The organism is Amycolatopsis sp. NPDC031561 (assembly GCF_055580625.1).
The window spans coordinates 82,998-100,498 of sequence record NZ_JBVILA010000014.1 but is presented as its reverse complement, the minus strand read 5'-3'; the positions used below and the strand labels follow the sequence as shown (position 1 = coordinate 100,498).

The following is a 17,501-nucleotide window of genomic DNA, read 5'->3' as shown; positions in this document are numbered from 1 at the left end:
GGGGGGAAGAACTGCGGCGGTGGGGTTTTTGGGGGGGGTTTTTTCTGTTCCAAACCAAAACCCCCACCCACGACCAACCCGACCGAAGCCCAGCCCGACCGAAGCCACACCGGACGGCGCTACGGCTCACTTCCGCCAGAACTTGATCCCGCTCCAGGTCACTTTCACCGGACCGGCGCCACTGGCCGTCCGGTAGGCGCCGAACTTGTCGTAGTAGCTACCGCCGCTGCTGCTCACGGTCTGCTTCAGCGAGCCGTTGATGTACACCTTGTGCGTGCTCCCGACCTGGTGCACGGTGTTGACCCGCACCGACGTCCCGACGGTCGCCCCGCTGCCCAGCGTCTCCCCGCCGTGGACCGCGTAGAGCCGCCCGCCGCGTTCGACCGCGAGCATGAAGTACGGTCCGGCGGTCGGCGCGTCACGGAAGGTCTGTTTCAGGCTGATCCGGGTGCCCGCCATGCTGGTGATCCGGAACGAACCCTCGAACTGCCGGGTCCCGCCGGTGTAGGTCACGTAGCGCCGTTCGGCCCGCTGGTCACCGCTCCCGGTCGAGCAGGTCAGTTCGAAGTCGAGCCCGTCGACGTTGCCGCAGCCGCGTTCCTGGACGTTGAACGAGGGGTTCTCCGCCGTCCACGGCCCGGTTCCGACCTGGGCGTTCGCCGGCATCGCCGACGCCACCAGGCCGAGAGCGGCCGCCGCGACCACCCCTGCGGTCCGAAGTCGTCTCCGCATCCTGCCTCCTGCACACTCAGGGCGGCGGTGGTCCAGACCAGGACCAGGCTGCGACTGTACGAGCACGAACCGTCATCGGACAAGATGTTGACGCTCCGCCGTCCCGCTGATTGGGTAACGACGGTGATCCTCTCCATGACGGTCCTCGAAGGACTGGCGGCCGGGACGATCGACCTGGCGTTCCGGCGCTGGTCGAAACAGAACGTCCATCCCGGTGACGTCATGCGGTTGGAGGCCGGGGTGATCGAGGTCGATTCGGTCGAGATCGTCGATCCGGCCACCATCACCGACGCCGACGCCCGCCGCTCCGGGGCGGACTCGGCGAACGCGGTCCGCGGGACTCTGCGCGGCCCCGCGGACGCCCCGGTCCACCGCATCCGCTTGCGCTATCTCGGCCCCGATCCGCGGCGCGCGCTCAGCGCGGAGACCGAACTGTCCGAAAAGGACACCGAGGCCATCGGCAAACGACTGGCCAAGATGGACAGGCGCCGCTCATGGACCCGCGAAACCCTGCGGCTCATCAACGACAACCCCGGGCGCCGGGCCCAGGAGCTCGCCGGCCTTCTCGGCCGTGAGAAGGAAGCGTTGAAGGTCGACATCCGCAAACTCAAGGACCTCGGCCTGACGCTCAGCCTCGAAGTCGGCTACCGGATCTCCCCTCGCGGCGCGGCCTACCTGCGGCTCACCGAGGATCGCGGTAGAACGCGCTGAGTTCCGGGACGAGCCGCTCCGGCGGGACACTGTGGAACTCGCCGTCCAGCTCCACTTGCCTCGCTCCGGGGATCGCTTTCGTGACGGCGAGCGCGGCGGCCTTCAGCCAGTCCGTGCTGCCGTTGCTGTTCACCACGAGAACCGGTGCCGTGACCGACTCCAGCCCGCCCGGCACCTTCGAATCGCCCATCACCCGGGCGTCGTGGACCAGAGTCGGCGCGAACGACCGGAGCTCGGCCCACATCGGTGTCGCCTTCGCCTCGGCGACGGCCTCCGCGGGCGAGCCGACCGCGGACGTCATGAACAGCGCGACGGCGTCGTCCCACCGGTCCGCCGCGACCAGGTCGCGCATCTCGTCGGCGTATCCCTCGGGGACATCTTCCGCTTCGCCGCGATACGGCGGCTCGAAGACCGAAAGCCGTGCCATCGGCACTCCCGCCGCGGCGGCGAGGAAGGCCAGCGCGCCGCCGGACGAGATGCCGTGCACGATCACCGGCTCACCGAGCGAAGCCACGACCGCGGCAAGGTCTTCGATCTCGCGCTCGACCGCGTACGGCTCGACGTTCCCGCTGTCGCCCCGGCCCCGCCGGTCGTAGGTCACCACGGAGTACTCGGCCGTCAGCTCCGCGACCAGCGGCTCGTCGCCGTGACGATCGTTGGCCGCGCCTGCCACGACGACGACCGGCGGACCCGCCCCGCGCCGTTCGAGCGCGATCGGCGTTCCATCCGCGGACGTGACTGTGTCGATCATGGGGACCATCGTGCCCCGCCTTCCCGGCGGGCGCAGGTCAGTTTTTCCCGGCCGGGTCCTCTCGCGCCGCGACGCTCCGGGCTTGCCCTTCGTGGATGTCGCTCACCCACTCCCAGCCGGGCTCGGCCGAGGAGCCGATACGCGGGTCATCGGGTGTCCGGGCGTCACGCAGGGCGTGCACGTACGCCCGGTCCTGCTCGATCCGCGCGCGTACCTGGTCACCCCTGCCGACGGATCCGTGGCCGGGAACCACGACGGCCACGTCGTCCGCTATTTCTTCGAGCAGCCGCAGCCCGACGAGATACTCCTCGACCGGGTCATTGGTGCTCTTGAAGTTGTCGAGCATCGGGACGAAGACATCGGAGAGCATGTCGCCGGCGGCAAGCACCCCGCGTTCCACGATCAGCAGCGCCGCGTGGCCCGGGGAATGCGCCGGATGTTCGACGATCCGGGTTTCCGGGCCGTTCCAAGGAATTCGCGCGGTTCCGGCGGGCAGACCGGTGATGAGGCCGAACAGGTCCAGCGGCGTCTCCCCGGCGATTTCCGGTGGCAATCCCTCGGCCGCGCGAGCCTTCCAGTCCGCGTCCGACCGCAGATCGCGCATGTCGGCGGCGCAGCGGGCCGTGCCGTAACGAGGCACATCGCCGAGTTCGGCATGCCAGAGCACGTGATCCCAGTCGGGATGCGTCGAGAAACCCGCCACGACGGGCTGGCCCAACTCACGAAGATCATTCGCCAGACAGACCATTTCCCCGCCGGTTATCCCGGCATCGACGAGCAGCACACCATCCTCGCCCTGCACGACAACGGTGTTGTTCCGGAGCAGTTCGCTCTGGTGGACCAGCACGCCGTCCGCGACCCGCTCAAGCATGGGACTCCCCCCGTTCGTGATCGGAGGCCGGAGCTTAGCGTATTCACCCGGCTGTCAACCGGCGAAAGACGGTGGCGTGCCCTGAACCCTCGTTGCAAACTGTCGCGTTGAGGTGAGCCATGACCGAGAACGACGAATTCGCCGAGGCTCTGCGGACAGGGCCGTTCTGCCGCGCGTTGTCGATGGCGGTGCAGGCCCGAGGCCTCAGCCTCCGGCAGTTGAACTACCGCCTCCGTGCCCGAGGCGCCTCGGTGAGCGCGATGACGCTGAGCCATTGGCAGAGCGGCCGGAGCGTGCCGGAACGCGAGGAATCGCTTCGAGCGGTGGAAATCCTGGAAGAAGTGCTCGCCTTGCAAACGGGCTCCTTGCGCAGGCTGGTCGGTTCCCGGCGACCACGAGGTCGCGGTGTGCGATCCGCGGTACCGCTCCATCGACGGCATCGGGCGTGGGGACATCCGGCCTTTCTGCCGCCCTTGCTCGAAGAATTCCGGGACAGCCTGATGAAGCCGGTCCGCAAGATCGAATTGCACGAGACGTTCCATGTGCGGCCGGACAGGTGTACCGGCCGCCTCGTGGTGCGGGAGCTCGTCGAGGCCAGACAGGATCGGACGCGCACGATGATCTTCGCGGCCAGAAGCATGCCGGGCGTTGCGCCGCCTCTGGTGGTCGAGGGCAGCGGTTGCCGTCCCGGTACGGTGCTCACACTCGACGAAGAGGGCTTCTCGCTGACGGAATTGGTGCTGGACAGGACTTTACGATGCGGTGAACGGCTGGCCATCGGCTTCGTCCAGGAGTATCCGCAGCCGATCGTCGCCGAGAACCACCACCGCAGGATCGCGGAATCCGTGGGTCACTACCACGGTGAAGTCGTCTTCGCCCCCGGAGCGGAGCCGGTCTCATGCCGGACTTGGCGGGCCCGCACGCCCGAAAACCGGACCACCGGGTGGACCACCGTGCGGCCCGACGCCAGGCGCACCGTCCACGTGTCGCGGCGGAACGCGGCACCCGGAATCCACGGTCTCCACTGGACCTGGGAATAGCGTTTCTCTGTTTACGGATTCTTTCGCCGAGGGTTTCCCACAAGGAGCCGTCTCGTTATGTTCGAGACACACAGTTCTTGTGCCACAGGAAAACCGCGACGAAAGAAGGTCCACAGTGAACAGCAGAACCACCCGCGTCCTGGCTGTCGCCGCCCTCACCGGCGCGGCGTTCGGCATCGCGGCTCCGAGCGCTTCCGCGAGCGCGGTACCGAGCTACCGGACCTGGCTGTCCGACGTGCACACGGCGATGCAGGGCGGCACGGCGTACCTCGATGAGCGGATCGCCAAGGGTGGCTCGAAACTGGCCGTCGTCACCGACATCGACAACACCGCGCTCGAGACCTACTACAACCCCGGCGAGCCGACCGCGGACGTGCTCGCTTTCATCGAGCACGCCAAGGAAAAGGGTGTCTCGGTACTGGTGGCCAGCTACCGCTCCAGCGCGAGCGGCGCGAAGGAGGCGCTCACCGACGCCGGATACCCGGTGGACCGCGTCTGCGTGCGCAAGAGCTCCGAATCCCACGCGACCGACACGAAACAGCGCTGCCGCAAGGAGTACGCCGCCGCCGGGTACACCATCATCGCCAACGTCGGGAACCGTCCCGGCGACCTCACCGGCGGCAACTACGAAAAGGGCTTCAAGCTGCCCGACTACAACGAGCAGCTTTCCTAGCCGGTCGACGATCGGCGTGAGGGCCCGCACGCCGATCGAACAGGCGTTCGACAAATGCCGGAAGCCGGGGTAGGTTCGGTTGCCATGACCCCCGCGCTTCAAGCCTCGCTCTTCGACGAGTGCGCCGCCCTCGGGCTCGGCTCGCTCGACGGTCTCCGGCGCACCGAACTGACCCAGGGTGCCTGGATCGACGTGCTGCCGGGTTGGCTCACCGGCGCGGACGAACTGTTCACCCGGCTCGCCGAAGACGTGCCGTGGCATGCCGAACGACGGCAGATGTACGACCGTGTCGTCGCCGTTCCCCGGCTGCTGAGCCACTACGGCGAGGGCATGCCGCTCCCCCACCCGATCCTCACCGAAGCGCGGGAGACGCTCTCGGCGCATTACGCGGACGAGCTCGGCGAGCCGTTCGTGACCTCCGGTCTGTGCTTCTACCGGGACGGGCGTGACAGCGTCGCCTGGCACGGCGACGACACCGGCCGCTCCCGCACCGAAGACACCATGATCGCGATCGTCTCGGTCGGCGCGGCCCGGCAGCTGGCGCTGCGCCCTCGTGGCGGAGGCGAGACCGTCCGGCACGCCCTCGGCCACGGCGATCTGATCGTCATGGGCGGCAGTTGCCAGCGGACCTGGGAACACGCCGTCCCCAAGACCGCCAAACCGGTCGGGCCGAGGATCAGCGTCCAGTTCCGTCCGAGAGGGGTCGCCTGAGACTCAATCCAGCAGCACGGGCAGCGCGTCGACGCCGTAGACGATCGAGACCTTCCGGAAGCCCACCTCGTCCGGGTCGATCGCCAGCCGCATCTCCGGGAACCGGCGGATCAGCGCGGGATACGCGGTGCGCAGTTCCATCCTGGCCAGTTCGGCACCGATGCACCGGTGGATGCCCCAGCCGAAGGCGAGATGGGACGTCGGCTCGCGGGTCGCGTCGAACTTCTCCATGTCCTCGCCGAGGACACCGTCACGGTTCGCGACGCTGAGCGAGACCAGCACGATGTCGCCCTTCGCGATCCGGACGCCCGCGATCTCCATGTCCTCCTTGGCGAAACGCGGGAAGGCCATCTGCACGACGGTCAGGTACCGCAGCAGTTCCTCGACGAACTTGTGGACGGCCTCGTCGTCACCGCGCACGGTCTCGAAAAGCGATCGGTCCTTCAGCAACACGAGTGCGCCGAGCGCGAGCATGCTCGCCGTGGTCTCGAGCCCGCCGGTGAGCACACCGTCGGCGAGGCCCGCGAGTTCGCGGTCGTCGATCTCGTCGCCGTGCTCCTTGATGAGCATGCCGAGCAAGCCGTCGCCCGGGTTCTCGCGCTGCTTCTTGATGATGTCGTCCAGATAGGACAGTGACTCGGTCATCGCGCCGAGTGACGCGCCCGCCCCGCCGAAGAGGTCGAACCGCGCGGTGCTCAGCCGCTGGAACTCGTCGCGGTCCTCGTACGGGACGCCCAGCAGCTCGCAGATCGTCAGCGACGGGATCGGCAGCGCGAAGGCCTCCCACAGGTCGACAGGACCGTCCGCCTTCTCCATCGCGTCGAGCTGGTCGGCGACGATCTCGTCGATCCGCGGCGTCAGCCGCGAAAGCCGCCGCATGGTGAACTCCGGCGTGAGCAGCCGCCGCAGCCTGGTGTGCACCGGCGGATCGGCGAACCCGAGCCCGCCGGGGTTCTGGTCCTCGGTCACCCCCGCGCTGCCGACCAGGTTCGTGAAGTCGCTGCTGAACTCGGTCACCTTGCCGAGGACGGCCTTCGCCTCGTCGTAGCCGGTGACCAGCCAGCCACTCATCCCGAACGGCAGGTCCAGCCTGCTGATCGGCTCCTCCGCGCGGGTCCGGCCCAGCTCGGCAACCGGATCGAGACCGTCGCGTTTCAGCGGCGTCAGGAGGTTGTCCGGGATGATCGACATCTTGGACAGGTCGAAACCGTTCTTCTGCTGGCGCGCGAGGTAGCGACGACCGATCCATGCCAGCACGCGCGAGCGAATGCTCCCCATACTTCGCACCCTACTCCAGCCGCCGACCACCTGACCTGGCACAACAGGCCGCTTCCGGCCGGCGGGACAGGAATTTCGACGGCCGTTCACCCGTCGTCCCACTCGATTCGTCACGTCCAGAAGGTCGGATTCGGGCCGGGCGCGGTTCCCAGCGAGTGGGAGACGTCGGTCACCGTCGGTCACGACGAACATCGAGTAACGCCTGACAAGCGGCCTGCGTCGTGAAACTGTCGGACCTTACTGGGAGGATTCGGACATGCCAGCCTCGCTCATCGGACGCGACCATCCCGCGGGTGTGCTCCGCGCGGAGACAGCCCGTGCCGCCGAAAGCCATGGCGGCCTGGTGCTGGTCACCGGCGAGGCCGGGATCGGCAAGACCACGCTCGTCACCGGCGCCGCCGAAGAGGCGAAGCGCCTCGGCGCACTGGTGCTCAACGGGTCGTGCTGGGACTCGGCCAGCGCGCCGGGCTACTGGCCGTGGACGCAGGTGATCCGCGGGCTGCGGCGCTCGGTCGAGCCGGGCCGGTGGGCCGCGATGGCGGACAGTGAACTGGACGTCCTGCTCGGCGAGGCCCGCGGCGACGGCGCGGCCGACGGCTTCCGCCTCTACGACGCGGTCACGAGCGCGCTGGTGGCCGCGTCCCAGGAACGCCCGGTCGTGGTGGTACTCGACGATCTGCACTGGGCCGACCCGGCGTCGCTGCGGCTGCTCGAGTTCGCCGCGCAGCACACCTGGTTCGAACGGCTGCTGCTGATCGGCACGTACCGGGACGTCGAGGTCGAGACGACCGATCACCCGCTACGCTCGCTCATGCTGCCGTTGCTCGCGAAGGCCACTTCGGTGACGCTCACCGGTCTCGAACCGGACGAGGTCAGCACGCTCATGGCCAGGACGGCGGGCACGGAACCGGACGACGCGCTGGTCTCCGAGGTCCATCGCCGCACCGGCGGCAACCCTTTCTTCGTCGAGCAGACGGCGCGGCTGTGGCACAGCGGCGGCTCCGCCGAGACGATCGCGCCCGGCGTCGCCGACGCCCTGCAGAGACGGCTTTCCCTGCTCCCCCGGCCGGTTCTCGATCTGCTGACCACCGCGTCCGTACTCGGCAGGGAGTTCCACCGCAAGCTGCTCGCCGGGGTGGCGTCGGCACCCGTTCCCCAGGTGGACCGGCTGCTCGACCAGGCCGTCGCGGCACGACTGGCCGTGGTGCAGGGGCAGGGCCGGTTCGCGTTCGCCCACGACCTCGTCCGCGAGACGCTGTACGCGAACCTGTCCGAAGCGGAGCGCCGGAAGCAGCACGCCGCGGTCGTCGCGGCCGTCCGCGAGATGCCGACGTCACCGGACCGGATCTTTCCCGCGGACCTGGCCCGGCACGCGCTGCTCGCCGGCCGGGAGCTCGATCCGAATCTGGCCGTCGAACTGTTGCTGGCCGCGGCGATCGACGCCACCGGCCGGATGGCGGCCGAGGAGGCGGCCACGCATTACCGGCGGGCGATGGAGGTCGCCGAGGATCGACGGCGACGGGCGGTCATCGCACTCGAACTGGGCGCGCATCTGGCCCGTCACCACGAAACCGACGAGAGCAGGCAAGTTTTCGACGAGGTCTCCGCGCACATCCACGAACTCGACGACGACGACCTCCTCGCCCGCCTGGCGCTGACCCTGATCCGCGCCGATCACAAGGGACTGCGGGTCGACGAGACCATCCTGGTGCTCACCGAAGCGCACAGACGGCTCTGCGGCCGCGAGCCGGGTCAGGAACTCACCGTCCAGGAAATGACGCAGGAACTGACCGCGCACTTCATGATGACCGCCCGCGACGATCAGGACGATTCCGCGCTGCTGTTCGGTTTGTGGGCCCGCCACGACGCGATCTGGGGGCCGGGCAGCGCCGCGGAACGGGAACGGCTCACCGACGAACTGGTCGTGGTCGGCCGCCGGACGTCGAACCCGGAACTGGAGCACTACGCGGCGTCGTTCAAATGGGTGGCGCTGCTCGAACGGGGCGATCCCCGCTATTTCGAGCAGTACCAGGAGTTCGTCGCCTTGGCGAGCACCGGCCGGGCGCCGAGTTCGCAGCTGGCCTCCCGGATCGACCAGAGCATCATCGCCACGCTCCAAGGCCGGTTCGCCGAAGCCGAGACGTTGATCCAGCAGGTGATCTCCTGTCACGAGGGAGACGAGCATCCCCATTTCGGCGATCTGAGCCAGTTGCAGCGCTGGACGCGATGGTGTCTCGAGGGCCGCTTCGATGATCTCGCCGGATTACACCGCGAGATTCACGACGGCGGGTACGCCTACGGCCGGGTGTTGGAGGCGATCACCGCAGCCCAGCGGGGGGACGCCGCGGAAGCCGTGCGGCTCACCGATCTCGCCGCCGACGCGAAACCGTACCCCCGCGATCTGGAAGCGCTGTGGTTGCGCTGCCAGGCGCATACGGCGGCGGTCTCGCGCGACCCCGAACGCTGCGAAGCGGCGCGTGCGCTTCTCGCGCCCTACAGCGGGGAATGGCTGGTTTCCCTGTACGGCTGCGAAATCTCCGGCCCGGTCGACCTCTGGCTCGGCAGGCTGGACCTGGCGCAGGAACGCTGGGCCGACGCGGCGACCAGGCTGCGTGACGCCGCGCTCTCCGCGGACCGGCTGAGGACCACGGTCTGGGCGATCGAGGCCAAGTCCTGGCTGGCGATGGCCTTGCTCGGCCGCAATCACGAAGGGGACGCGATCACCGCGGCCACCTTACTGTCCGAAGTGGACAGAGAGGCCACCGCGATCGGCATGCGGCAGGTCGTGGCCAGGGTCGCCGAACTGCGGGATCGCACGCGGGTCCCGGCCGCCCCGCTCGCCGAGTTCCGTCGCGACGAAGCCGTGTGGACCTTGCACTTCGACGGCGTCACCGCACATCTTCCGGATTCGAAAGGCTTGCGGGACCTGCATTTCCTGCTCGGCAGGCCGGGTTCGGAAGTGGCGGCCGTCCGGCTGCTCGACCCCGAGGGCGGCGAGGTGGTCGTCGCCGCCAAGAGCCTCGGCGGGGACGCCGTCCTGGATGACGAGGCGAAGGCCCGGTATCGCGCCCGGCTGGACGAACTCGACGACCTGATCGACACCGCGACCGGGCTGGGCCAAGACACCCGCGCCGCCGCTTTGGACCGCGAGCGGGACGCGCTGCTGGCGGAACTGCGGTCCGCCGCCGGGCTCGGCGGCCGCACCCGGCGGCTCGGCGACGAGGCCGAACGCGCCCGCAAGACGGTGACCGCCCGGATCCGGGACACCCTGCGCAAACTCGACGACCAGCATCCGGCGCTGGCCGCGCACCTGCGCGCGTCGGTCACCACCGGGTCTTCGTGCCGCTACGCACCGGACGGCAAGGTCCCCTGGCGGCTGTGAGCCGCCAGGGGACCTTGTCACCCCCAGTTCACTTACGGTTGTAGAGGCGCATCGTGAGCGTGCCGAAGATCGCGAGGATGACCCCGCCCGCGATCAGCACCCAGGTGATCTCGCCGCCGTCCCAGTTGCCGTCCATCATCGAGCGGACCGCCGCGACCACGTGGGTCACCGGGTTGACGTTGACGAAGGCCTGCAGCCAGCCCGGCATCGTCTCCGGGTTGACGTAGATGTTGCTGAGGAAGGTCAGCGGGAACAGCACCATCATGCTGACCCCCATCACCGACTTCTCACTGCGCAGCAGCAGGCCGAACATCGTCCAGATCCACGAGAACGCGAACGAGAACGCCAGCAGCAGGAGGATCGCGGCGGCCACGCCGCCGACCCCGCCGCCGGGACGGAAGCCCATGATCAGCCCGACGCCGAGGATCACCACCGACGCGATGAGGTAGCGCAGCATGTCGCCGAGGAGGTATCCGACCATCGCCGCCGGCCGCCAGATCGGCAGCGTGCGGAACCGGTCGAACACGCCCTTCTCGATGTCGGTGTTCACCGAGATGCCGGTGTACATGGTGATCATCAGGATGCTGCTCGCCATGATGCCCGGCAGCACGAACTGCAGGTACTCCGTCGGCGAGCCGGACAGCGCGCCGCCGAACAGATACGTGAACATCAGCGTCATCATGATCGGGAACGCGGTGACGTCGAACAGCTGCTCCGGCACGTGCTTGATCTTCAACATCGCACGCCACCCGAAGGTGACCGAAGCCGACAGCGCGGTGGGGCGCTGCGGACGGTTCTTCGCGATCAGAACGGCGGCGAGATCCTCCGCCTTCGGTGCCGCGAGAACGGGTTCGTTTTCTTTGACTGCCGTAGTGCTCAAGCTGCACTCTCCTCAGGCGTGACGGTGCGGTCGGTGAGGGCCAGGAAGACCTCGTCGAGGCTCGGCTGGCCGAGGGAGAAGGTGTCGACGACGATCCCCGCGCGGGCGAGTTCGGCCAGTGCGCGGGCGGCGTGTTCGGCGGCGCCTTGTTCGGTGCTGTCACCCGAAAGGCGGGCCGTCAGCGCGAGCGGGTCCGATTCGAGCTGGACCTGCGCCTCCAGGATGCGGACGAGCAGCGCTTCGGCCTCCGGACGCTGATCGGCATCGCGCAGCCGGACGTGGACCGCGCCCGCGCCGACCGATGCCTTCAGCTGGCCCTTGGTGCCTTCGGCGATGACCTTGCCGCGGTCGATGACCGCGATCCGGGAGGCCAGCTGATCGGCCTCGTCGAGGTACTGCGTGGTCAGCAGGACGGTGGTGCCGTGCTGCACGATCGCACGCACGATGTCCCAGACCTGGTTGCGGCTGCGGGGATCGAGCCCGGTCGTCGGCTCGTCGAGGAAGAGCACGTCCGGGGTGTTGAGGATGCTCGCGGCGATGTCGATCCGCCGTCGCATCCCGCCGGAGTAGTTCTTCACCTGCCGCCCCGCGGCCTCGGACAGGCCGAACGCCGCCAGCAGCTCCTCCGCGCGGGCACGGGCCGCCGGTTTGCGGTGCCCGGTCAGCCTGCCGATCAGCACCAGGTTCTCGGTCCCGGTCAGATCCTCGTCGACCGAGGCGTACTGCCCGGTCAGGCTCACCATGGACCGGACAGCGTCCGCCTCGCGGACGACGTCCTTGCCGAAGACGCGAGCCTCACCGCCGTTGGGGCGGAGCAGGGTCGCGAGCATCTTCACCGCGGTGGTCTTGCCGGCGCCGTTGGGCCCGAGGACGCCGTACACGGTGCCCGCGGGGACCTTCAGGTCGATCCCGTCGACCGCCCGGTTCTCCCCGAACACCTTGACCAGCCCCGAGGCTTCGATGGCCAGTTCACTCATTTTCCTTGTTCCTTTCAGAAGCTTTCAGCAGACGTAGGGACGGGCGGTGCGTGCTTCGCGCAGGGCGAGGCCCCACCAGACGAGTTCGTCGAGCAAGGTGGTCACGGCCTGTCCTTGCCCGTCGTCGTCGATGGGGGCGCCGTCGCGGGCGAAGGTGCCGTCGAGGAGGTTGAAGGCGACCGTGTCCCGCATGGTCACGGTGTGCAGCTCGGTGAAGATCGAGCGAAGCTGCTCCACCGCGTAAAGGCCCTGCGAGCGGTAGCCGTACGAAACGAAACCCACCGGCTTCGCGCGCCACTCGTCGTAAGCGCAGTCGATCGCCTGCTTGAGCGACGCCGGGAAGCTGCGGTTGTACTCCGGGGTGACGACGACGAACGCCTCCGCGTCGTCGATCCGCGCGATGAACCGCTTCATCTCCGGGGTCGCCTGCTCCGGCAGCCCGGCGGGCAGGCCGAAGTCGATCAGGTCGAGGACGTCGAGAACGAGGTCGTCCCGGTCTTCCGCGCGACCGGTGAACCATTTGGCGACGGCATCCCCCACCCGTCCTTCCCGGGTACTGCCGATGATCACCGCGACCCGCAGCGGGCTGCAGTTCATGACCGACCTCCTCTCGCCTCACCCCCTGGGCGCGAGAAAGCCGCCGGGGTTCGCTAGATCGGATCTAGCGAAAGCCCGGCGGCTTCGGTCGGTGATCTCGCTACGCGTCCAGCGCGATCGCGATCGCGCCCAGCAGGGACGCGTCCTGGTCGAACTTCGCCGACACCAGCTCGGGCGGGAACGGCACCGCCTGCGCGAGCCGCTCCCGCAGCGCGGGCAGCAGGACGTCGGCCGAGCGGACCAGTCCCCCGCCGACGGCGATCCGCTGCGGGTCGAGCGCGATGGCGAGGTTCGCGACGTGCATCGACAGTTCGTCGAGCGCCGCACGGACCAGTTCCTTGGCCTGCGCGTTCTCCCTGGCGAGGCCGAACAGCTCGCCCGCGGTTACCGGGCGGCCGAGCGATTCACTCGCCCGGCCGCCCAGCCCACGCCCACCGACGACCTCCTCCAGCGGCGCCGCTCCGCTGGCGAACCCGTCGGTGTCCTGCGGCGAGCGGAGGTTGTAGCCGATCTCGCCCGCAGCTCCGTTGGCGCCGGCCAGCAGCCGGCCGCCGACCAGGACCGCCGCCGCGATCCCGGTCCCCAAGGACAGGAACACCGCCGGATCGGTGTCCGCCAGCGCCCCCCACCGCCATTCCGCGAGCGCCGCCGCCTTGGCGTCGGTGCCCACGGAGATCGGGACGCCGCCGAACTCGTCGGCGACGAGTTCCCGCAGCCGCAGTTCCTCCCAGCCCGGCACGTTGGGGGCCAGCAGGATGCGGTCCTCCAGCACGATGCCGGGGCTGACGACGCCGATCGCGACGAGCTCGTCGGCGGCGCCTTCGTCCGCGAGCAGTTTCCGTGAGGCGGCGAGCGCGCGGCTCACCACCTGTTCGGCGCCCGCTTGCGCGTCGGTGTCGAGCCGCCGGGTGACCAGCAGGCTCCCGGTTCTGTCCGCCAGACCGATCGCGACCTTCGTCCCGCCGAAGTCGATCCCCAGGATCAGTTCTTCCCCCGTCACTTCCCGTTCCCCTCTGCCGCCCCCGCGAACGATTCCTGAACACCCTTGGGCCCGAACGGCCAGACGCGCTCCGCCTTCGCGTAGGCGAGGAACGCCGCCACCCCGAGCGCGATCCATCCCACCGAAAGCCCGATCGAGAGCCAGGTGGCCGAGAAGTAGATGTAGACCCAGCCGAGCAACGCGATGATCGTCGGGATCGGGTAGAGCCACTGCCGGTACGGCCGGTCCAGTTCCGGACGCCGTCGCCGCAGCACCACGATCGCCGCGACCTGCGCGAGCGACTGGACGATCACCAGCACCGTCACCGCCGCGTTGATCACCGCGGTCAGCGTGAACAGCGACCCGACCGCGGCGATGAGGCCCATCGTCAGCACACCGGCGGTCGGCAGGTTCAGCTTCGGGTGCAGTTTGGCGAACACCGGCAGGAACACCTTGTCGCGCGCGGCCTCGAACGGGACCCGCGAGCCACCGAGCAGGCCGGCGAACACCGAGCCGATCGCGGCGATCACGATGAACACGGTGATGATCTTGGCCGCGCCCGTGCCCCACGCCTGTTCCAGCACGGTGGAGGCGACCGACGTGGCGCTCTTCAGCTCCTCCAACGGGATCGAGCCCAGCACGCCGAGCTGCAGCAGGAAGTACAGGCTCATGATGCCGAGGATCGAGAAGATGATCGACCGCGGCAGCGTCCGGCCCGGGTCACGCACCTCGCCGCCGAGGTACGCGCTGGTGTTGTAGCCGAGGTAGTCGTAGATCGCGATGATCAGGCCCGCGCCGAGCCCGGCCCAGAACGCGCCGCCGCCGAACGAGAACGCGCCCGGCGTGAAGGCGAACGCTTGCGCGCCGTCGAAATGCGTGAAGGCCGCGACGATCACCGAAAGCGCGGCGAACAGCATGATCGCGAACAGGACGGTGGTCAGTTTCCCGATCTCGCCGATCCGCCGGAACAGCGCCAGCACGACGAGCACGATGACGCCGAGCCCGATGACCTTGCCGAGCCCGGTCGTCCCCGCCTCGTCCGACACCCCCGGGATCAAGTACCCGAGGTACTGGACGAGCCCGATGACGCCGGTGGACATGATCAGCGGGATGAACAGGACCGCGCTCCAGGCGAACAGGAACGGCATGAGCCTGCCGGTACGGGCGCCGAACGCCTCGCGCAGGTAGACGTAGGTGCCGCCGGCGCCGGGGAGGGCCGCGCCGAGTTCGGCCCAGATCAGGCCGTCGGCCAGCGCGATGACCGCGCCGATGAGCCAGCCGAACATGGCCTGGGGGCCGCCGAGGGTCGCCACCATCGCGGGGATGGTGACGAACGGGCCGATCCCGCACATCTGGGTCATGTTGATGGCGGTCGCCTGCAGCGGCCCGATCTTCCGCTCGAGCCCCGGCTGCGGGGGTGAACTCAAAACGCGCCTCCCTGTTAGTTAGTAAAGTTTCTTAACATATTTTCGGGCGTGTCGGAAGGCCGGGCGGCGAAGTTGTCGCGCACCGGTCCACCCGGAATTGCCCGAAAGGGCGGATTCAGCGAAATACCCCCGAACGGACCAATCCGGGACGTATCAGGGAGCGGTCATTCCGCGTCCTTACCCAGAAGGGCGTCTTCCAAGGACGGTGAGGTCCATGAAACGGCTGTTCAGCGCGGCGATGGCGATCGCCGCCCTCGGGTTCGCAGCGGGCTGCGGTGGAGCGTCCGCGCCCCGCGACACCGCTCCGGCAGACCAGACCAGTGGCGGTGTGACGACGGAGATCGCCCCGACCGCGTCGGCGGGCTCGGCGTCTTCCGCGTCGTCCGGCGGGGGCGGCGGCCACACCGAGGATTCGAAGCCGCCGGGAGTGCCCGGCAGCCCGATCATCTACGACCACACCCGCCTCGGCGCCGCCCCCGCGATCGCCCGGTCGGACATCCAGGGCGACATCAGGAAGGCCTGCGGCCCGAACCTGTGCGGCGTGAAGGTCGTCGTCGTCGGTGAGGGCGAGTGCACCGCGAGCATCACCCACTCCCCGGTCAAACCCGGCGGGACGGTGACGATCAAGGCCAAGGCGTGCCCGCCCGAGGTCACCGAGGAGACCACGACCTCGGAAAGCCCGGCGTCCACCAGCGAGCAACCCACCGAGACCACGTCGGGATGACCGCGCGGCGCGGCCTGCGGCGGCCGGTACCGACGGCCGCCGAGACCGACCCCGGGCCGCCACAGGCGCTCAAGCTGGTCGGTGCGGTACTGGCCAACACCACGCTGCTCACCGCGCTGTTGTACTTCTTCGGGCTCGTCGAGACGCAGGTGCTCTTCGCGTACTTCCGCGTGCACTACACGCTTCTCGCCCAGACCCCGGACGAGATCTTCGCGCGCGGCGTCGACGGCCTGTACTTGCCGTTGGCGGGCGCCGCGGGGGCGGTGCTCGGTTTCGTGATCGCCGTCCGGATCCTGCGGTTGCGGCTGACCGAGCGTTCGTGGGCCCGGCTGCTCCGGATCTGCGCCCCGGTCGCGGCCGGACTCGGTGCCCTGCTGGTCTGTGCGACCGTGTTCGTCACGCTGAACCCGGAGCCGTTCCGCGACCGCCCGGGCCTGCCGGGACTCGGCTTCGCACTCGGCGTGCTGATGCTGCTGTTCGCTTGGCGGCACTGGGCTTCGGCGCTGCGATCGAGCCTGCTGGAGCTCGTCCTCGGGTACGCACTGGTCAGCATCGGGCTGTTCTGGGCCGTCAGCGACTACTCGGCCGCCATCGGCGTCCGGCGCGGATTCGAGGTCGCGGCGCAGCTCCCCGCACGCCCCGCCGCGACGCTCTACAGCGCCGAAAGCCTCAACCTCACCTCCGGCGGTGTCCTCCAGGTGAAATGCGCGGATCCCGACGCCGCCTACAAATACCGGTACACCGGGCTGAAACTGCTGCTCCAGTCCGGTGGCCAGTACGTGTTCGTGCCGTCGGACTGGCGGGCGAACAGCGGCGTCGCGTTCGTGATCCCCAAGACCGACAAACTCCGGCTGGAATTCGGCCCCGCCCGGTCGGCGCCGCCCGCTGGTTGCTAGCCCAGGTGGCGCACCAGCCATTCGGTGACCGCGTCGTCGACCACCTTCGCGATCGGCAGCTGCGGCGCGGGTTCGATCCCCGGGTCTTCGGCCAGCGGGTGCGCGAGACCGGGCACTCCGGTCAGGCGGACGTCGTCCGGCTCGGCGTACTGCCCGCACAATCCCTCGACGAGTTCGCCGGCGTCCGTGCGGAAAGCGGGGAAATCCTCTTCGCCGCTGACCACCAGCAACGGAACCTGCGTGTCCCTGGCCGAAATTTCACCCGATCGTGCGACGAAGTCGAGTCGATCCGCCGCCTGATTCGCCTCGTCGTTCCACGGATAAGGCTGCTCCAGCATGCCTTCCACCACGCCGATCACCGAACGCGCCCGCACCGCGGGGTTGATCAGGGCCGCCGCGCGGACCGGGATCTCCCGCGTGGTCAGGATCGTCAGCGCCACGGCACCGCCCAGCGAACCGCCGACGACGGCCATCCGGGAAGTGTCGAAACCGAAGCGTTCGCGCAGTTCGGCCAGGGCGGCGGGGAACTCCAGCGCCGCCTGCGCGGCGATGGGATCGATGTAGGCGAGCATCGCGTCACGGAGGGCCCGCTCCACGAGCGCGTCCATGCTTCCGTCGACCATTCTCGCGCCGCACAAGGGCATTCCGAGGTACACGCGCCACGCGGGCACCCCCGCCAGCGGCAACGCGGCCGCGAACGCGGCGTCGGAGCGGGGCGCGTCGATCATGTGCCAGGCGACGACCACCGGCGCGGGGCCGCTGACCTCGGCCGATGGCGGCAAGACCGTGAACGGCACCCCCGCGGCCGTGCCGGTAATCGGTTCTCCCACGGGTGTCCTTCCTCGTACGCTGTCGATCTCCACGATATCCAG

The 17,501-nt window shown here is 69.0% G+C and carries 17 protein-coding genes; 7 read left to right on the top strand and 10 right to left on the bottom strand.

Going from position 1 to position 17,501, the window contains the following annotated elements:
- Nucleotides 1-126: 126 nt before the first annotated feature.
- On the bottom strand, nt 127-732 hold the full coding sequence (locus tag ACZ5IK_RS25640) for a hypothetical protein (RefSeq protein ID WP_465489990.1): 606 nt from the start codon (nt 730-732) through the stop codon (nt 127-129).
- 27 nt (nt 733-759) lie between these two features.
- Between ACZ5IK_RS25640 and ACZ5IK_RS25635 the strand changes: the two genes are divergently transcribed.
- The gene (locus ACZ5IK_RS25635; protein ID WP_465489989.1) at nt 760-1,443 is read left to right on the top strand and encodes an ASCH domain-containing protein; all 684 of its coding nucleotides are present in this window, start codon (nt 760-762) and stop codon (nt 1,441-1,443) included.
- Here the strand turns inward: ACZ5IK_RS25635 and ACZ5IK_RS25630 are convergent.
- Both ACZ5IK_RS25630 and ACZ5IK_RS25625 read right to left on the bottom strand, forming a co-directional pair.
- Entirely contained in the window at nt 1,415-2,194 is a 780-nt protein-coding gene (locus ACZ5IK_RS25630) for an alpha/beta fold hydrolase (RefSeq protein WP_465489988.1), read from the bottom strand. The genes ACZ5IK_RS25635 and ACZ5IK_RS25630 overlap by 29 nt on opposite strands.
- A 37-nt stretch (nt 2,195-2,231) precedes the next feature.
- A complete protein-coding gene (locus ACZ5IK_RS25625; RefSeq protein ID WP_465489987.1) occupies nt 2,232-3,065 on the bottom strand; it encodes an MBL fold metallo-hydrolase in 834 nt (277 codons plus the stop codon).
- A gap of 119 nt (nt 3,066-3,184) precedes the next feature.
- Here ACZ5IK_RS25625 and ACZ5IK_RS25620 point away from each other — a divergent pair, with 119 nt between their 5' ends.
- The 3 genes from ACZ5IK_RS25620 (at nt 3,185) to ACZ5IK_RS25610 (ending at nt 5,489) form a co-directional block, all read left to right on the top strand.
- A complete protein-coding gene (locus tag ACZ5IK_RS25620) occupies nt 3,185-4,105 on the top strand; it encodes a hypothetical protein (protein ID WP_465489986.1) in 921 nt (306 codons plus the stop codon).
- A 115-nt stretch (nt 4,106-4,220) separates the two neighbouring features.
- Nucleotides 4,221-4,778 (top strand): HAD family acid phosphatase, encoded by a 558-nt coding sequence (locus tag ACZ5IK_RS25615; protein WP_465489985.1) that lies wholly within the window; start codon nt 4,221-4,223, stop codon nt 4,776-4,778.
- Nucleotides 4,779-4,862: 84 nt separating this feature from the next.
- Nucleotides 4,863-5,489, top strand: coding sequence for an alpha-ketoglutarate-dependent dioxygenase AlkB (locus tag ACZ5IK_RS25610; RefSeq protein ID WP_465489984.1), 627 nt, complete (start codon nt 4,863-4,865; stop codon nt 5,487-5,489).
- 3 nt (nt 5,490-5,492) lie between these two features.
- On the opposite strand, the gene ACZ5IK_RS25605 is transcribed toward ACZ5IK_RS25610, so the two are convergent.
- Nucleotides 5,493-6,767 carry a cytochrome P450 gene (locus tag ACZ5IK_RS25605; RefSeq protein ID WP_465489983.1) on the bottom strand — a complete coding sequence of 425 codons (1,275 nt, stop codon included), beginning with the start codon at nt 6,765-6,767 and terminating at the stop codon, nt 5,493-5,495.
- Between the two features lie 256 nt (nt 6,768-7,023).
- Between ACZ5IK_RS25605 and ACZ5IK_RS25600 the strand changes: the two genes are divergently transcribed.
- On the top strand, nt 7,024-10,149 hold the full coding sequence (locus ACZ5IK_RS25600; RefSeq protein WP_465489982.1) for an ATP-binding protein: 3,126 nt from the start codon (nt 7,024-7,026) through the stop codon (nt 10,147-10,149).
- A gap of 28 nt (nt 10,150-10,177) precedes the next feature.
- On the opposite strand, the gene ACZ5IK_RS25595 is transcribed toward ACZ5IK_RS25600, so the two are convergent.
- From ACZ5IK_RS25595 to ACZ5IK_RS25575, 5 genes are all read right to left on the bottom strand, one after another.
- A complete protein-coding gene (locus ACZ5IK_RS25595; RefSeq protein ID WP_410604632.1) occupies nt 10,178-11,029 on the bottom strand; it encodes an ABC transporter permease in 852 nt (283 codons plus the stop codon).
- A complete protein-coding gene (locus tag ACZ5IK_RS25590; protein WP_465489981.1) occupies nt 11,026-12,006 on the bottom strand; it encodes an ATP-binding cassette domain-containing protein in 981 nt (326 codons plus the stop codon). Before ACZ5IK_RS25590 ends, ACZ5IK_RS25595 begins: the two co-directional genes overlap by 4 nt.
- A 24-nt stretch (nt 12,007-12,030) precedes the next feature.
- Complete coding sequence (locus tag ACZ5IK_RS25585) at nt 12,031-12,603, bottom strand: NADPH-dependent FMN reductase (protein ID WP_465489980.1); 573 nt, start codon at nt 12,601-12,603, stop codon at nt 12,031-12,033.
- Nucleotides 12,604-12,703: 100 nt separating this feature from the next.
- Entirely contained in the window at nt 12,704-13,603 is a 900-nt protein-coding gene (locus ACZ5IK_RS25580; protein WP_465489979.1) for an ROK family protein, read from the bottom strand.
- The gene (locus ACZ5IK_RS25575) at nt 13,600-15,009 is read right to left on the bottom strand and encodes an APC family permease (protein ID WP_465489978.1); all 1,410 of its coding nucleotides are present in this window, start codon (nt 15,007-15,009) and stop codon (nt 13,600-13,602) included. The genes ACZ5IK_RS25580 and ACZ5IK_RS25575 overlap by 4 nt, the downstream gene beginning before the upstream one ends.
- A gap of 214 nt (nt 15,010-15,223) precedes the next feature.
- On the opposite strand from ACZ5IK_RS25575, the gene ACZ5IK_RS25570 reads away from it, so the two are divergent.
- Together ACZ5IK_RS25570 and ACZ5IK_RS25565 are read left to right on the top strand one after the other, a co-directional pair.
- Entirely contained in the window at nt 15,224-15,733 is a 510-nt protein-coding gene (locus tag ACZ5IK_RS25570) for a hypothetical protein (protein WP_465489977.1), read from the top strand.
- Nucleotides 15,730-16,629 (top strand): hypothetical protein, encoded by a 900-nt coding sequence (locus ACZ5IK_RS25565; RefSeq protein WP_465489976.1) that lies wholly within the window; start codon nt 15,730-15,732, stop codon nt 16,627-16,629. Before ACZ5IK_RS25570 ends, ACZ5IK_RS25565 begins: the two co-directional genes overlap by 4 nt.
- Here ACZ5IK_RS25565 and ACZ5IK_RS25560 read toward each other — a convergent pair.
- Entirely contained in the window at nt 16,626-17,459 is an 834-nt protein-coding gene (locus tag ACZ5IK_RS25560; protein ID WP_465489975.1) for an alpha/beta hydrolase family protein, read from the bottom strand. The genes ACZ5IK_RS25565 and ACZ5IK_RS25560 overlap by 4 nt on opposite strands.
- Nucleotides 17,460-17,501: the final 42 nt, after the last annotated feature.

Coding starts and splice junctions, on each gene's coding strand:
- ACZ5IK_RS25640 (WP_465489990.1), bottom strand. CDS start 732: ATGCGGAGACGACTTCGGACCGCAGGGGTGGTCGCGGCGGCCGCTCTC.
- ACZ5IK_RS25630 (WP_465489988.1), bottom strand. CDS start 2,194: ATGATCGACACAGTCACGTCCGCGGATGGAACGCCGATCGCGCTCGAA.
- ACZ5IK_RS25625 (WP_465489987.1), bottom strand. CDS start 3,065: ATGCTTGAGCGGGTCGCGGACGGCGTGCTGGTCCACCAGAGCGAACTG.
- ACZ5IK_RS25620 (WP_465489986.1), top strand. CDS start 3,185: ATGACCGAGAACGACGAATTCGCCGAGGCTCTGCGGACAGGGCCGTTC.
- ACZ5IK_RS25610 (WP_465489984.1), top strand. CDS start 4,863: ATGACCCCCGCGCTTCAAGCCTCGCTCTTCGACGAGTGCGCCGCCCTC.
- ACZ5IK_RS25605 (WP_465489983.1), bottom strand. CDS start 6,767: ATGGGGAGCATTCGCTCGCGCGTGCTGGCATGGATCGGTCGTCGCTAC.
- ACZ5IK_RS25600 (WP_465489982.1), top strand. CDS start 7,024: ATGCCAGCCTCGCTCATCGGACGCGACCATCCCGCGGGTGTGCTCCGC.
- ACZ5IK_RS25590 (WP_465489981.1), bottom strand. CDS start 12,006: ATGAGTGAACTGGCCATCGAAGCCTCGGGGCTGGTCAAGGTGTTCGGG.
- ACZ5IK_RS25585 (WP_465489980.1), bottom strand. CDS start 12,603: ATGAACTGCAGCCCGCTGCGGGTCGCGGTGATCATCGGCAGTACCCGG.
- ACZ5IK_RS25570 (WP_465489977.1), top strand. CDS start 15,224: ATGAAACGGCTGTTCAGCGCGGCGATGGCGATCGCCGCCCTCGGGTTC.
- ACZ5IK_RS25565 (WP_465489976.1), top strand. CDS start 15,730: ATGACCGCGCGGCGCGGCCTGCGGCGGCCGGTACCGACGGCCGCCGAG.